Raw genomic sequence first — 14,298 nt, 5'->3', positions numbered from 1 at the left:
TAGCCCGGATGAGCCAACGGGTCGCGCGAACCCGCGCCCGATGGCAGGCTTCGCGACATCCGGGACGCAAGATCCGTCCCGCATATCGCTTCGCTCATGCGGGCTACTGGCCGGCACGCTTTTCAAGAAGCAGCGTGCGGTCGGCGATGTCCTTCAATTCGAACGCCTGGGAGTCGAGGAACGCGACGGACCCGTTGTTGGGGTCCGCGGCGAGGCGATGGGTTTCACCCAGATGATGCTTCAGCCAGGCCCGCTGCTCGGTCTGCAATTGCGCGTGCGCCTCGCCCTTCGACCTTGCGAGAAGCGCTTGATAGGCGGTGTTGAGCCTGATGTCCCACTTCTCGATTGCGGCCTTGCCGCACGCGAGCATCTTCGTTGACACCCCTTCGGCCTTGTCCATGCACGCATCATACTCGGTGCTTTGCTGCGCGCGCACCGACAAAGTCCCGAGCACGAGCGCAGTTGCAACAATGACAAGCCTTCGCGACAGCATGACCACGTAAAAATCACCCCACCCGCATCTCCGGACAACCATCGTCGCACAAGAGTGCCCGAAACAAAAGCCAGCAAGCGTAGCCCGGATGAGCGAAGCGATATCCGGGACCAACGTCACCAGACGCACGACCGGCCCCGCATATCGCTTCGCTCATGCGGGCTACTGCTGCGACTCAGGCCGAGAAGCAAACCGCAAACGTGCGCCGCGCGTATTCGGGCTCCCCGCCAATGCGATAACACCGCGCTCGCATCATCGCATGCGAAACCAATCACTCAAGTATCGCCCGCCACGCGCAACGTGATCCGCGTCAATTCGGACGGGCGGCCGAGCCGCAAGGCAAAACCCGGCCAGAGCGCGGTGCCGTTGTTGACGTAGAGCGTCATCCCGTCGACGTCGTAGCGGCCCGAGACGAAGCCGGCATTGGCGCGCGCGGCGAGGCGATCGATCCCCAGGATCAATCCGCCATGGGTGTGTCCGGAGAGCTGCAGGGCGACGCCGAGCCGAGCTGCCTTTCGTGCGTCGCTCGGCTGGTGGTCGAGCAGGACGACGGGCGCGCCTTTGGGGGCGCCGTCGAGGACCGCGGCAAGGTCGCGGATGGAATGCCCCCGGTGGCGCGAGGCGCGGTCGGTGATCCCTGCGATCACCAGGCGGCCGCCGCCGCGTTCGAGCACGATGTGCCGGTTCTCGAGCGAGCGCAGGCCGAGCGCTTCGTAATGCGCCATCCAGCCGTCATAGCCGAAGATATATTCGTGATTGCCCGAGATCACGTAGACGCCATCGGCGGCCATCAGGTCGCGCAGCGGCGCGATGTCGCCCCGCCGCGCATCGATGGTGCCGTCGATCAGGTCGCCGGTGATCGCGATCAGGTCGGCGCCGACCTTGTTCGACCGCTCGACCACGGCGCGCGCCCATGGCGCAGGAAACAGCCGGCTGATGTGAAGATCCGTCAGTTGCAGGATGGTGTAGCCGTCGAACTGCCGCGGAAGTCCGCTTATGCCGACCTCGATATCCTTCAGGGGCGGAATGCGCATCGCCTGATGGACGCCGATCGCGGCGGCGGCGGCCGCGACCGCTGCAAGTGCGTAGCGGACGCCGTCAGGCGCGCCCACGAAGCCGCCGTGGATCAGCGCGGCCATCAGCAGCCCGGCATCGAGCGCCAGTTGCAGCAGCGCCAGCAGCATGATCGCGCCGAACGCCCAGTTGAACAGGACGACCACCGGACGCGGAAACTCCGGCGAGAATTCCGATCCCGACGACAGCCTGTTCCAGCGGTGAAACTGCAAGGCGACCAGCACCAACAACGCGGCGACGATCTTTGCCGGAAGCGGCCAGTCGAGCGGCCAGATGAAGCGGGCCAGGATCAAGAGGCTGGTCAGGCCGAAGATGAGTTGGGGAATGGTCTCGCTCCGGATCGGATCGGTTGAGGCAGCGGGCTCGGCGCTCAGCGAAGGTAGGGTGGATCGGGCGCAGGCGTAAGCCGCCATCGTCAGCACATTTTCGGCAAGTTGCGCGCCGCCGAAACGCCTTGCGCTTTTGTCCCAGTAGCCCGGATGAGCGAAGCGACATCCGGGATCCGCTTCGCAAGAACACACCACCGGGCCCCGCATATCGCGGAGCCTGTCATCGGGCGCGCCTTCGCGCGACCCGTTGGCTCATGCGGGCTACGGGCCGCGCGCGTTGCGTCTCCTGGCGCACCTTCCCCATCAGCATTATCGGCCCCTCCCGAAAAATGAACTTGAACGCCGCTCATTCTAATGTCAGATATTGAACATTGTTCATTTTCATTGGGAGCCGACGATGCAAACGACCTTCCGGATCGACGGATTGACCGGGTCCGAGCGGCCCGTGAAACGGTGGATCAAGCACGCCCCGACGATCATCACGGTCGGCATCGTTGCGGCATTCGCGGCGCACGGGCGCATCGCGCAGCCGGCCCACTACAACGATTTCGCCGACCACTCGGCCATCTTCGGCATCCCGCACGCAGCCGATGTCTTGTCGAACATCGGCTTCGCCCTGGTCGCAATCTGGGGCTGGCTGGCGCTGCGCCCTCACCGCAACAGCGACCGGCTGCGCGCCGGCTGGCCCGGCTATCGCCTGTTCCTGATCGGCCTGTTCCTGACCGCGTTCGGGTCGGCGTTCTATCACCTTGCTCCCGACAATGGCCGCCTGATCTGGGACCGGCTGCCGATCGCGCTTGCCGGCGCCGGCTTGCTCGGCGTCCGCGGCGACACAAGGTCCGGATTGAGGACCGAACTCGAAGCGATCGTGCTCGGCTTGTTCGCTGTCGGCAGCGTCGCATGGTGCGTTTATACCGATCGGCATGGCGCGGGCGACCTGCGGCCGTATCTGCTGCTGCAGGTCCTCCCGCTCATCCTGATCCCGCTGTGGCAGGCGATCTATCGCGCGCCGCGCACTGAGCGCATCGCGTTCGCCGCAGCGATGGGGTTGTACGTTCTGGCAAAAATCACCGAGGTACTCGACCATCAGATCGCAGACACGCTTCGCTTCGTCAGCGGACACACCTTGAAGCATCTGCTCGCGACGGCAGCCACGGCTGCGATCGTCTGGGGCGTGACGCAGCGCTTCTCCGATCGCGGCGGTCGAGGGTGCGAATGAGGACTGTAGGATGGGTAGAGCGAAGCGAAACCCATCAGGCTGCAGCCGAGTGGCGAGATGATGGGTTTCGCGGAGTTTATCATCGGACCGCGCGTTGCGCGGACCCGTTGGCTCTACCCATCCTACGCTGCTGACCGCAGAAGCCATTGTGCTGCAATGGGCCGCCTGCACAATTTCGGAATAATGGAAAAATACCACCGATTTGCCCGACGCGTCAAGTCGTACTTCCGAGTGCCGCCGGCAACCAGCACCTTTGCATGGGGTTGTTTTCGATATTTTCCACGGGCAGCCCTCCTTCCTCGCTCGCATCAGGCGGATTGACCGGCATGGCGACCGCATCCATATGCATCTGCATGAACCGGCTGCTCCCCGCCGTTTCGCATCCACCTGGACACAGCCAAATACCATCGGCTCCCGTCCCTAACGTTCCGGAGTCGTCGTGGCCGCCCTCTCCATTCTCGATCTCGTCCGCGTCACCGAGGAGACCGACGCGCGCGGCGCGCTCTATAACGCGCGCGATGTCGCTCGCCATGCGGAGGCGCTCGGCTATCGCCGCATCTGGGTGGCGGAGCATCACAACATGGCGGGCATCGCCAGCGCCGCGACGTCGGTCGTGATCGGGCACATCGCCGCGGGAACGAAGACCATCCGCGTCGGCGCCGGCGGCATCATGCTGCCCAACCATGCGCCCTACGTCATCGCCGAGCAGTTCGGCACGCTGGCGCGGCTGTTTCCGGATCGTATCGACCTTGGCCTCGGCCGCGCGCCGGGCACCGACCAGCTCACGCTGCGCGCGCTGCGCCGCACGCCGGAATCCGCCGAGAACTTTCCGCAGGACGTGCTCGAGGTGCAGGCCTTCCTCGCCGCGGCCGGTCCCAACCAGCGCATCCAGGCGGTGCCGGCCGCGGGCACCGACGTGCCGCTGTGGATTCTCGGCTCGAGCAATTTCGGCGCGATGCTGGCCGGCGAGCTCGGCCTGCCCTACGCTTTCGCCTCGCATTTTGCTCCCGAGCTGCTGATCCAGGCTCTGCAGATCTATCGCGCCCGCTTCAAGCCGTCGGAGCAGCTCGCGCATCCCTACACCATGGTCGGCGTCAACATCATCGCCGCCGACACCGACGAAGAGGCGCGGCGGCTGGCGACCACGCAGCAGATGTCGTTCACCAACATCTTCCGCGGCGCGCGCGGCCTTAGCCAGCCGCCGATCGACGACATCGAGAGCTACTGGTCGCCGTCGGAGAAGGTGCAGGCGATGCGGATGCTCGCGCGCTCCATCATCGGCTCGCCCGCGACGGTGCGCGCCGGCATCGACGCGCTGGTCGCGGAGACCGGCGCCGACGAGCTGATGATCGTGTCCGACGTCTATGATCACCAGAAGCGGCTGCGATCGTTCGAGCTGATCGCCAATGCCGGCGGGATCAAGGCCGGCGGGATCACTTGAGCAGGCCGGCAGGCGCCTGCGACTGCGCGAGCTGGCCGAGCGTCACACTCAGCGAATTCGGCGCATTGTCCCGCAGCATCGAAAGCTTGACCGAACTGCCCGGTGCTCCCGCATAAACCTTCTTGGTCAGCTCGTTGGCGCTCTTGATCGGCTCGTCATTGACCGAGGTGATCACGTCACCCCGCCTCAATCCGGCCTTCGCTGCCGGACCGCCGGTCTGCACGCCGACCACGACCGCGCCGTGCAGATTGTTCGCACCTAAGCTTTCGGCAATGCCGGGGGTGATCGATTGAATCTGCGCGCCCATCCAGCCGCGCGTGACCGAGCCCTTGTCCTTGAGCTGCGGGATCACCGTCTTCACGGTATCCGCCGGTATCGCAAACGCGACACCGACCGAGCCTCCGGAGGGCGAGAAGATCAGGCTGTTCACGCCGATCACCTCGCCATGCGTGTTGAAGCTCGGCCCGCCGGAATCGCCGCGGTTGATCCGCGCGTCGATCTGGACGAAATCCTCCGAAGACCCGGTCTCCAGATCGCGCGCACGCGCCGAGACGATCCCCGCGGTGACGGTGTTTCCAAGGCCGAACGAATTGCCGGCCGCGAGCACCCAATCGCCGGTGCGCGGCGGTTGATCGGCGAGCTTGACATAGCTGAAGTCGGTGCGCCCATCGACCTTGAGCAGGGCGAGGTCGCTGACCGGATCCTTGCCCAGGACCTTCGCCTTGTAGACCTTGTTGTCGCTGGTGCGGACATCGGCGCGGTCGCTGCCTCCGAGGACATGATTGTTCGTCACCGCATAGCCGTCCGCCGAGATGAAGAAGCCCGAACCGATCGAGGTCATCTCACCCAACTTCGGCAGATTGCCCGGTCCGCGCCTGCCGGGACCTGGAACGGCCTTCCCTGGCGCATCCTGATCGGGCGGGCCGTTCGGCCCGGAAGAGTCGCCGGGAGACTGGCCGGGAGAAGAGTCGTCGTCATCCGCCGCTGCCGCCACCTTGGCGTTGACGCCAATCACGGCCGGCCCGACCTTCTCCGCAAGGTCGGCGAACTCGCCGGGACCACCATTGCCATGATCCGCGCGCGAATTCACCGGCTGTGCGTGGGCAAGACCAGCGCTTACAAGACTTGCGCTCACAAGGCTTGCGCTCACCAGCAACGCCGACGTGAAGGCGGCGGTGACGAGCGGCGTGCGGAGGCTGACGAAAGCCGGGTTTCTGTGATTCATCTTCCGCGTCCATGTTTGGGATCAGCCGATTGCTACTGGATGAGTTGCCGGCCCGGACGCGACGATCAGTGAACCGTTCCCCGCAAGCACAGGGGCGCAATGCCGAGCGACGAACGGCAACGGATGGAGCGACAGACCGTTCCATCAGCATCCGCGGGTGGACGGGCGGCTCGCCACCTTTGCGCCCTTTTGCGCATTAAATCGCCGGGTTTTCGCTTGCTTTGCCCGCCTGCGCCCCTACGGTGCGCCCGCAACGACGGAGACGATCTCGACCATGGACGCCGCAATGAACTGCCCGAAATGCAATTCCGAGCATGCCTATCAGGACGGCGCCCTCTGGGTCTGCCCGGAATGTGCCCATGAGTGGAGCAGCGATGCGGCCGCGGCCGCCGAGACCGCGCAGCAAGCGGGCGTGCGCGATGCGCACGGCAACCCGCTGACGGACGGCGACAGCGTCATCGTGATCAAGGACCTCAAGGTCAAGGGCTCGTCGTCGGTCGTCAAGGGCGGCACCAAGGTCAGGAACATCCGCCTCACCGAGGGCAGCGACGGACACAACATCGCCTGCAAGATCGACGGCATCGGCGCGATGAATCTGAAATCGGAGTTCGTCAAGAAGGCCTAGCGCAGCCTGGCTTACGCGTCCGCCAGGGCTTTCACCGATGAGGCGGCAGCCTTCGCGACGTGCCGGTTCTTGTCGTCGACCAGCACGACCCGCGGATGAAATTTGCGCGCCTCGTCGGCGTCGAAGCTGGCATAGGCGACGATGATGACCTTGTCGCCGGCCATGGCGAGCCGTGCGGCCGCGCCGTTGAGGCCGATTGTGCCCGATCCCGCCGGCGCCTCGATCACGTAGGTCGAGAAGCGCGCGCCGGTGTCGATGTTATAGATGTCGACGCGTTCATTGATGAGGAAACCGGCGGCCTCGATCAAATTGCGGTCGATCGAAATCGACCCCTCGTAATGCAAGTCCGCTTCGGTGACGTGCGCGCGATGAATCTTGCCCTTCATCAAAGTCACTTGCATCGAGACCATCCCGTATCGTTGCGTCGGAATTTTCCGCGCCGCCAATAACGGCGCGCCGCCTCCGCGTCAACGTTATCCGGGTTTACGCTCGCTTCGAGCGCAGCTCCGCGGCGACGGGTTTGTCCTGAAATCGCCGACCGCGCCGGTCTGCAATGCTCCGCGCAGCCAAAATCGGAGAATGAATGCGCTGCGGCGAAGCCTTTCCGGAGCAGGCTATTATTTGTGATCCGGCGGCCAGCGCCCTACTCCCGCTTGTTCGCAATCTCGTTCGCCAAGACCACGATCACCTCGCCGTCGAGGATCGGCTTCGCGACCTCAAAGAAGCGCGCCACGGCCGGCGAATTGTTGTGCCGGTCCATGGCTGCCTGATCCAGGTATCGCTCATACGTCGAAAATATCCGGGGGCTGTCGACATCCTGCGAGACGTAGTAGCCGACGGTGGACGGCTCGTTGGCGCGGACATGCTCGACGACGTCGAGCAACGCCTGACGCATCGTCGCCTCATGGCCCTTCTTGGTCCTGATGATCGCCGTAATCGCTAGCATGCACTCTCTCCGGAATTGGTAGCCCGTTCGCTCGACCCATCCTACACGCTTTTGATTCGCTCACACCCTGCTCAATGCCTGCGCGATGTCGGCCACCAGATCGGACGGATGCTCGATCCCGATCGAGAGCCGGATCGTCGAATCCAGCACGCCGATCCGCTTGCGGATATCGGCCGGCACGCCGGAATGCGTCATGGTGGCCGGCAGGCTCGCGAGCGACTCGGTGCCGCCGAGGCTGACTGCGAGCTTGAAGATCTGCAGCGCGTTGAGGAATTTCTCCGCCGCTTGCTGCCCGCCGACGATGTCGAACGAGAAGGTCGAGCCGGCGCCGCTGCTCTGGCTCGCGAACACGCGCCCCGCGGGAGACGCCGGATCGTGATGGCCGAGATAATGCACCTGCGCCACCTTGGGGTGATCGCGCAGATAATCGGCGACGATCCGCGCGTTGCGGTCGGCCTTTTCCATGCGCAGGCTGAGCGTTTCCAGCGAGCGGCTGATCATCCAGCAGGAATGCGGATCGAGCTGGGTGCCGATCGCGCCGCGTAGCGCCTTGACGTCCTTCATCAGCTTCTTCGAGCCGAGCGCCGCGCCCGCGATCAGGTCGGAATGGCCGCCGACATATTTCGTCAGCGAGTACAGCGAGAGATCGGCGCCGTGCTCGATCGGCCGCTGAAACACCGGCCCGAGCAGCGTGTTGTCGCAGGCGATGATCGGCGTATGGCCCTGGGCCTTGCCGATCGCGTCGGCGATGCGCCGCGTCAGCGCGATATCGACCAGGCCGTTGGTCGGATTGGCCGGCGTCTCGATGAAGATCATCGCGACGCGGCCCTTCTTCATCGCCTCGTCGGCGGCGGCGCGGATGACACTCTCGTCGAGGCCGTCGGCAAAGCCCACGGCGTGAATCGAGAAGCCCGCCAGCGTCCTGGTGAACAGCGTCTCGGTGCCGCCATAGAGCGGCTGCGAATGCAGGATCACGTCGCCGGGCCGCGCGAAAGCCAGCACCGTGGTCGAGATCGCCGACATGCCGGAGGAGAACAGCGCACAGCTCTCGGTGCGCTCATAGATCGCAAGCCGGTCCTCGACGATCTCGCTGTTTGGATGATTGAAGCGCGAATAGACCAGCCCGGCCCCCATGCCTTCCGGAGGCTCGCGCCGGCCTGCGACAAAGTCGAAAAAGTCCTTGCCGTCCTCGGCGGTGCGGAACACGAAGGTCGAGGTCAGGAACACGGGCGGCTTGACGGCGCCCTCCGACAGCTGCGGATCGTAGCCGTAGTTCAGCATCTGGGTTTCCGGATGCAGCAGGTGATTGCCGATATGAGTCTTGGACGGAAACGGTTTTGTCATGGCCGGTCTCCTGTTCACGGGCCGCCGCGCTGGCGGCGATTCCCGGAATGATGGGACCAGCATACCCCAGCTTTATGCCATTCAGCCAAAGCACGGCATCAGACAGTTCTGGATAACGAACGGCCGGCGTGCGCCCTGCTCCGCCGGCCGTTCCGAATGTCACGCAGTGGTGAAGACGCCGGCTACCAGCCGCGATCCACGTTGCGCACCTCGCCGGTCCGCGCATCGACATCGACCTGCATCCAGCGGCCGAGACGGTCACGCCCCTCGACCTCCCACTCATCGCCGAGGAACTGGGTGTTCGACACGGTCACGATGCCGAGATTGGTCGCGACGTCGAGCGCGGCCTCCATCGAGATCTGGCTGCCGGAATCGTAGGCCATCGCCGGCGTCGCTGCGCCGATCGCCAGGGCCGCGATCGCGGGAATAATGAAACTTCGCATGGCTCACTCCTCATGGAACGGGATGTTATGCCGCATAAAACGAGCGGCGCACCCAATCAGTTCCGACAACAGGGGTGACGAAGCAGCGCGAAACTTCGGCAGTTGCGGCAATTTGGTGGCGGTTCCGGTTTCATCGACGCGCGCTGCTCGCCTTGCGCGCTCTCTTCTTCCACATTCGAAATCCGCCCTCGAACGCGTTGGCGTTGTCGCCGAACCTCACCTTGGGCGGCGGGTTGTCGACCTTGTCGGCATTGCCGCCGCCGAGCACGATGTACTCGGGCTCCAGCGCGGCGGACAGCCGCGCGATGACGTCGTCGACGCTCTTGCGCCATTTCTTCCGGCCACGCCGCTCGAGCCCCGCGGCGCCGACATAATCCTCGAACGTCGCGCCCTTGCGGTACGGCAAATGACCAAGCTCCATCGGCTCGTAAACACCGTCCACGATCATCGCGGAGCCGAGGCCGGTGCCGAGGCCGAGAAACAGCATCCGTCCGCCCTGATAGCTGCCGATCGCCTGCATCAGCGCATCGTTGACGACCCTGGTCGGGCGGCCGAACGCGTGGTGAAAATCGAAGCCGGCCCAGCCGCGGCCGAGATTGTGCGGCTCGGTCAGCGGACGGTTGTGAACGACGGGTCCGGGATAGCCGACCGAGATCACATCATAGGACCAGTCCTTGGTCAGCAACTTGACCTGCCGCACCATCTCGGTCGCGGACAGCGTTGGACCCGACTCGAATTCGCGCTTGACGCGCTCCTTGTCGGTCATGACCTTCACATGCGTGCCGCCGACGTCGATCGCCAGCACGGTGCGATGCGACGCGGGCCGTTTCATTTTCTTACTGGTCTTCTTGCCTGCCTTGTTGGCCATCAATCCGCTCTCTGGTGCGCAGCGAGTGGAGCAGAGAAACGCATCGCGCGCCACAGCGACGTTCTGCATCTGACTCCAATTTGTTCGCGAAGAACGAATCGGAATCAGGAAAATCGGCGCGAGCCAGATGTTAACAACACATATACACAAGCCGCATCCGAACAATCGATGTTGTATCATGATGGGATTATTGCTCTCGGCGCGGAACATCGCGGCGCATTTCAAGCGCACTGCATTCTCCGGCATCACTGGTCGAGCGATGAGTCGCACCACGGCCGCGTTCCCGATCCGACTCCAGTTTGTTCGCGAGGAACGAATCGGAATCGAAAAATCGGCGCGAAGCGATTCTTAACAAGACGTTCGCGTGACTTCGATGCCGCGGCACTTTGTACGGCGGATCAGCGCAAGCGTAATCGGACATCCATCGACGACATCACTGCGGCGGATTACGCCGCGCCAATTATCGGCCGCGATTCGCGCGGACCGGTCGCGTCGGCCGCCCTGCGCGCCGGGCGGGCCGCCAGCTCCTGAGATGAAGCCAGAGCGCTTCGGCGACCGGTCCGTGCGAATGTTGACGATGGCGGATGGCCGCAAGATTTTCCTCGCGGCCCGGAAAATTCGGTCCGGCGATGCTGATCAGCCTGCCGTCCCGCAGTTCATCCTCGATCAGCCATGCCGGCAGATGGCCCCAGGCGAGACGATGCAGGATCAGCTCCTTCTTCATCATCTGGTCCGGCACGCTGCACTGATGCGCACCGTCGATCAGGAAGAAGCTTTCCGACGACGGTCGCAGCGCCGTGTCGCGGATCACGCACTGCGTGAAGGGGCGCATTTGCTCGGGCGTGACCTTCCTCGTCCACGCAAACGGCAGAAAGCCGGGAGCGACGAACCGGCACCATGGTCGTGCTCGAGAGCTTGATCTGTTCGAAGCGCGGATCGGACGGCTCCGCGCGATGAAACACCAGATCGACGTCATCATCGATCAGGCGCTCGAGCGGTCCGCCGACCGCCTCATATTCCAGGTGCAGGCGCGTGTTGGGATAGCGGGCAAAGAACCCGGAGAGCATCTGCAGGACCGGCGGCCGCGGGCACAGGTCGCCGATGACGATGCGCAGGACCATCTCTTCTCCGCTGGCAAGCTGCTCCGCATAGCCCTGCAGCAGATCGAGTTCGCGCAGCGTCACCTGCGCGCGTGCGTGAAACGTCCGGCCGGCATCCGTCAGCCCGATGCGGTATCCGCTGCGATCGAACAGTGTGAGGCCGAGCTGCTGCTCGAGCCGGGCGACCGCCGCGAACACCGACGGATGCGACCGGTTCAGCGCGGTGCCGGCGGCCTGAAAGCTTCCCTTGGTCGCGACAGCGTCAAAGCAGCGCAAATCGTGCAGCTTGATCCGATCCATTGTCCATAAAACCTACAGAGATTGATCAATCTTAGTAATTTTTCTTCGACGGCGCGAGTCCTAGCCTGGCTCGACGCGAAGCCTGGCGGCTTCCACCAGCACAAGGGACTGACGGGATGAGCGCCGGTCGACACTTCACCACGGCGGATGGCTGCCGGATTGCGTACCGTATCGACGGTCCCGACGATCGGCCGGTGCTCGCGCTGTCGAACTCGATCGCCACCAACCTGCACATGTGGGATCGTTCGATGCCCGCCCTCACCCGGTCGTTTCGGGTGCTCCGCTACGACACCCGCGGTCATGGCGGGTCGGACGCGCCGGTGGGCGCATACTCGATGGACCGGCTCGGCCGCGACGTGGTCGAACTGCTCGACCACCTCGCGATCGATCGCGCACATTTCCTCGGTCTGTCGCTAGGCGGATTCGTCGGACAATGGCTCGGCATCTTTGCGCCCGAACGCATCGATCACCTGATCCTCTCGAACACCTCGTCCTATCTGGCGTCCGAGCTGCCGTTCGACGAGCAGATCCGCGCGGTTCTGGCTGCCCCGGACATGAATGGGATCGCGGACGGCTTCATGCGCAACTGGTTTCCCGCGGCGATGCTGGCTGCGCCGAACAAGGTGGTCGACGAATTCCGCAACATGGTGCTGACCACGCCGCCGCGCGGTCTTGCCGGATGTTACGCGGCACTGCGCGACGTCGATCTCCGCCGCGTCATCTCGCTGATTGCGGCGCCGACGCTGGTGATCGGCGGCGAGAGCGACACCGTCACGCGGGCCAGCCACAGCGCTGATATCGCCGCGACGATCACCGATGCCAAGCTCGTCCTGCTGCCCGGCGTTCACATCCTCAATATCGAGCAAGCGGATCGCTTCAACAGCGAGGTGGCGAGCTTCCTGGCGCTCTCTGCCACATGACTGTGTAGCCCGGATGAGCGAAGCGACATCCGGGACCGCTCCAAGAGTACACGATCGGGCCCCGCATTTCGCTTCACTCATGCGGGCTACAGGGATCACGCACCACATGTTCCCCATCCGACTCCATTTTGTTCGCAAAGAACGAATCGGAATCGGACAAATCGGCGCGAAGCGATTCTTAACAACACGTTGCAGATTTGATTCCGATCGGCTCTGTAGGGCGGATTAGCGCAAGCGTAATCCGCCCTCTGCCGCGTTCAGACAACGCCGGGTTACGCCGAGCTAACCCGGCCTACGCACCGTCCAACGTTGTATTCAAGCTCCGGCCGCAGCGCACGCATCTTCTCCGCCAGCCTTTGGCTTGACATCTCCTCCGCCTGCGCGAGGCGATTGACGAGCGCGACATAGTCCGCATCGCTCTTGTGCTGGTTGAGCTTTGACTGGCCCTCGATCTCGTCGACGACGATGTCGATCACCCTGATCCCCGCCAGCATCGCTTCGCGCTTGCCGGGCTCCATCTGCGTCAGGTCCCAGGGCTGCTTTTGCAGCCGCGCCTCGGAGACCGCGAGCAGCGCGTCGCCGTGGCCGCGGTTCTCGCCGTGCTGGCGCAGATGCGCGATGCCGGACAAATGCACCGCCTCGTAGAGCCAGGTCGAGACGTTGTCGGGTGAGACATACCAGTCGTTCGAGATGTAGGCGTCGTCGCCGGAGACGATCAGGAGGAAGCGCCGCGTGCCGTCGGCGAGCTCGACCAGCGGATTCTTCGCGGTGAGATGGATCTGCACGATCACGCGCTCGTCGCGGCGCTCGATCACGAATGGCACATGGGACGCGCGCGGGCCGCGCGCATCGGCGGCGACGATGGCGCCGAAGCCGCGCGCCGCCGCAAAGGCGAGCGCGCGGTCTTGCTCGATGCGAAACTGGGGACGGAGGATGTGCATGGCGGCGGCGCTCGCGAGCTGGAGGGAGACGACCAGCAAGGCTAGCGCAACTTTCGCCGGAGATCACCGCCATGCACGATCCGGCTCAGCAGATCATGGCATTGTCGCCGTGATCGCAGACGCCGCCGGGCTGGTCCCGCGGCAGCGCCTCGGACTCGCCGAAGTGTGGGACCGCCATGCGCGGCGGACCACCGCTCCAGCGGCCGGCGGCGGCATGGCTCTTCACGAGCGCGGATGGGCCCGCCGCCGGCACTTCGTGTGCCATGGCCGACGCCGTCAGCATGGCGAGCGCGGTCAGCGCGGCCGCAACCTGTTTGATCCTGGACATCAGTTGCTCCTGTTGGATTCGGCACGCCGGCGCATTGCTCGCCGCCCGCCGATCGGTTCGCGCTCACATCATGATCGATCGCTCTGCCGTCTTATTCCGACGCCATGAGGCAAGCGTTTGGATGCAGGACAGTCCACCCGCGCATCTTCTTCCACGTCGATCCGACACGTTCGGTTGATCGCGGCGTGACAGACGAGGTTGCGACGCACCCCGCAAACCAAATCCGGCTGCGCTGCCTGCGACAAAACAGCCCGACGGGCAACTCAGCAAAACCTATCAATCTCACAATAGGAAAATATTCCGATTGCTGGCCCATTGCTCGGGGCCCATGGGTGCGATCGGCACCCGGCTTTCCCTGCGCCCTCTGTTCGAAAGGGGGCGGAACGAAGAGCAAAGCTCGGGCAAAAGATGTCGCGAGAATGCGGATGCATGACTCGCAGCGAACCACACATTCAGTGTCGTCCCGGCCGGGACCCATAACCACCGAAGGTGATTGTTGCGCGACGCTGCGGCCACAGCTTTCCTCACCAACCCAATCCTGTGGTTATGGGTCCCGCCTTCGCCGGGACGACGATGTGGAAAAACGCGGGCTCGGACTATCACCGTCATGCTGAGGAAGCCGCGCAGCAGCCGTGTCCGCCGTTGAACTGACGGCAATTGGCAGGTTACGCTGCCTCCAACCTCACGCCCTCCCGCTGGAAG

Annotated in this window: 16 protein-coding genes and 1 pseudogene; 4 read left to right on the top strand and 13 right to left on the bottom strand. The window is 64.3% G+C overall.

The window, feature by feature from the left end:
- Positions 1-103 precede the first annotated feature (103 nt).
- The gene (locus ACE10X_RS20365) at positions 104-493 is read right to left on the bottom strand and encodes a lysozyme inhibitor LprI family protein (RefSeq protein WP_375764594.1); all 390 of its coding nucleotides are present in this window, start codon (positions 491-493) and stop codon (positions 104-106) included.
- 275 nt (positions 494-768) lie between these two features.
- A complete protein-coding gene (locus tag ACE10X_RS20360; RefSeq protein WP_375764593.1) occupies positions 769-1,893 on the bottom strand; it encodes a metallophosphoesterase in 1,125 nt (374 codons plus the stop codon).
- A gap of 400 nt (positions 1,894-2,293) precedes the next feature.
- On the opposite strand from ACE10X_RS20360, the gene ACE10X_RS20355 reads away from it, so the two are divergent.
- Entirely contained in the window at positions 2,294-3,115 is an 822-nt protein-coding gene (locus ACE10X_RS20355; protein WP_375764492.1) for a hypothetical protein, read from the top strand.
- 214 nt (positions 3,116-3,329) lie between these two features.
- Here the strand turns inward: ACE10X_RS20355 and ACE10X_RS20350 are convergent, their stop codons facing one another.
- On the bottom strand, positions 3,330-3,470 hold the full coding sequence (locus tag ACE10X_RS20350) for a hypothetical protein (RefSeq protein WP_375764491.1): 141 nt from the start codon (positions 3,468-3,470) through the stop codon (positions 3,330-3,332).
- Between the two features lie 84 nt (positions 3,471-3,554).
- Between ACE10X_RS20350 and ACE10X_RS20345 the strand changes: the two genes are divergently transcribed.
- Complete coding sequence (locus tag ACE10X_RS20345; protein ID WP_038383799.1) at positions 3,555-4,556, top strand: LLM class flavin-dependent oxidoreductase; 1,002 nt, start codon at positions 3,555-3,557, stop codon at positions 4,554-4,556.
- Here ACE10X_RS20345 and ACE10X_RS20340 read toward each other — a convergent pair.
- On the bottom strand, positions 4,549-5,781 hold the full coding sequence (locus ACE10X_RS20340; protein WP_375764490.1) for a S1C family serine protease: 1,233 nt from the start codon (positions 5,779-5,781) through the stop codon (positions 4,549-4,551). The genes ACE10X_RS20345 and ACE10X_RS20340 overlap by 8 nt on opposite strands.
- 274 nt (positions 5,782-6,055) lie before the next feature.
- Here ACE10X_RS20340 and ACE10X_RS20335 point away from each other — a divergent pair, with 274 nt between their 5' ends.
- The gene (locus tag ACE10X_RS20335; RefSeq protein WP_028344891.1) at positions 6,056-6,406 is read left to right on the top strand and encodes a zinc ribbon domain-containing protein YjdM; all 351 of its coding nucleotides are present in this window, start codon (positions 6,056-6,058) and stop codon (positions 6,404-6,406) included.
- A gap of 11 nt (positions 6,407-6,417) precedes the next feature.
- Here ACE10X_RS20335 and panD read toward each other — a convergent pair whose 3' ends face one another.
- The 7 genes and pseudogenes from panD to ACE10X_RS20300 form a co-directional block, all read right to left on the bottom strand.
- Positions 6,418-6,807, bottom strand: a complete 390-nt coding sequence (gene panD, locus ACE10X_RS20330) for an aspartate 1-decarboxylase (protein WP_051002906.1) — start codon at positions 6,805-6,807, stop codon at positions 6,418-6,420.
- Between the two features lie 242 nt (positions 6,808-7,049).
- Positions 7,050-7,352 (bottom strand): putative quinol monooxygenase, encoded by a 303-nt coding sequence (locus ACE10X_RS20325; RefSeq protein ID WP_038383797.1) that lies wholly within the window; start codon positions 7,350-7,352, stop codon positions 7,050-7,052.
- A 60-nt stretch (positions 7,353-7,412) separates the two neighbouring features.
- Entirely contained in the window at positions 7,413-8,696 is a 1,284-nt protein-coding gene (locus tag ACE10X_RS20320; RefSeq protein ID WP_018271374.1) for a cystathionine gamma-synthase family protein, read from the bottom strand.
- Between the two features lie 182 nt (positions 8,697-8,878).
- Positions 8,879-9,139 (bottom strand): PepSY domain-containing protein, encoded by a 261-nt coding sequence (locus ACE10X_RS20315; RefSeq protein ID WP_016842771.1) that lies wholly within the window; start codon positions 9,137-9,139, stop codon positions 8,879-8,881.
- Positions 9,140-9,269: 130 nt separating this feature from the next.
- Positions 9,270-9,971, bottom strand: coding sequence for an ROK family protein (locus ACE10X_RS20310; RefSeq protein ID WP_028344887.1), 702 nt, complete (start codon positions 9,969-9,971; stop codon positions 9,270-9,272).
- A gap of 496 nt (positions 9,972-10,467) precedes the next feature.
- Positions 10,468-10,839 (bottom strand): LysR substrate-binding domain-containing protein, encoded by a 372-nt coding sequence (locus ACE10X_RS20305; protein ID WP_375764489.1) that lies wholly within the window; start codon positions 10,837-10,839, stop codon positions 10,468-10,470.
- Between the two features lie 115 nt (positions 10,840-10,954).
- Positions 10,955-11,407 (bottom strand): annotated as a pseudogene (locus tag ACE10X_RS20300) (LysR family transcriptional regulator); the annotation flags it as partial.
- 116 nt (positions 11,408-11,523) lie between these two features.
- On the opposite strand from ACE10X_RS20300, the gene ACE10X_RS20295 reads away from it, so the two are divergent.
- The gene (locus ACE10X_RS20295) at positions 11,524-12,327 is read left to right on the top strand and encodes an alpha/beta fold hydrolase (protein ID WP_038383788.1); all 804 of its coding nucleotides are present in this window, start codon (positions 11,524-11,526) and stop codon (positions 12,325-12,327) included.
- A 272-nt stretch (positions 12,328-12,599) separates the two neighbouring features.
- Here the strand turns inward: ACE10X_RS20295 and ACE10X_RS20290 are convergent, their stop codons facing one another.
- Positions 12,600-13,268: an FMN-binding negative transcriptional regulator gene (locus ACE10X_RS20290; protein ID WP_038383792.1), complete on the bottom strand. Its 669-nt coding sequence runs from the start codon at positions 13,266-13,268 to the stop codon at positions 12,600-12,602.
- An 85-nt stretch (positions 13,269-13,353) separates the two neighbouring features.
- The gene (locus tag ACE10X_RS20285) at positions 13,354-13,596 is read right to left on the bottom strand and encodes a hypothetical protein (RefSeq protein WP_038383787.1); all 243 of its coding nucleotides are present in this window, start codon (positions 13,594-13,596) and stop codon (positions 13,354-13,356) included.
- Positions 13,597-14,298: the final 702 nt, after the last annotated feature.

The sequence above is a fragment of the Bradyrhizobium sp. Pha-3 genome (assembly GCF_042258325.1).
Classification (GTDB): domain Bacteria; phylum Pseudomonadota; class Alphaproteobacteria; order Rhizobiales; family Xanthobacteraceae; genus Bradyrhizobium; species Bradyrhizobium elkanii.
The sequence above is the reverse complement of the archived record's forward strand: the minus strand, read 5'-3'. Positions and strand labels throughout refer to the sequence as shown.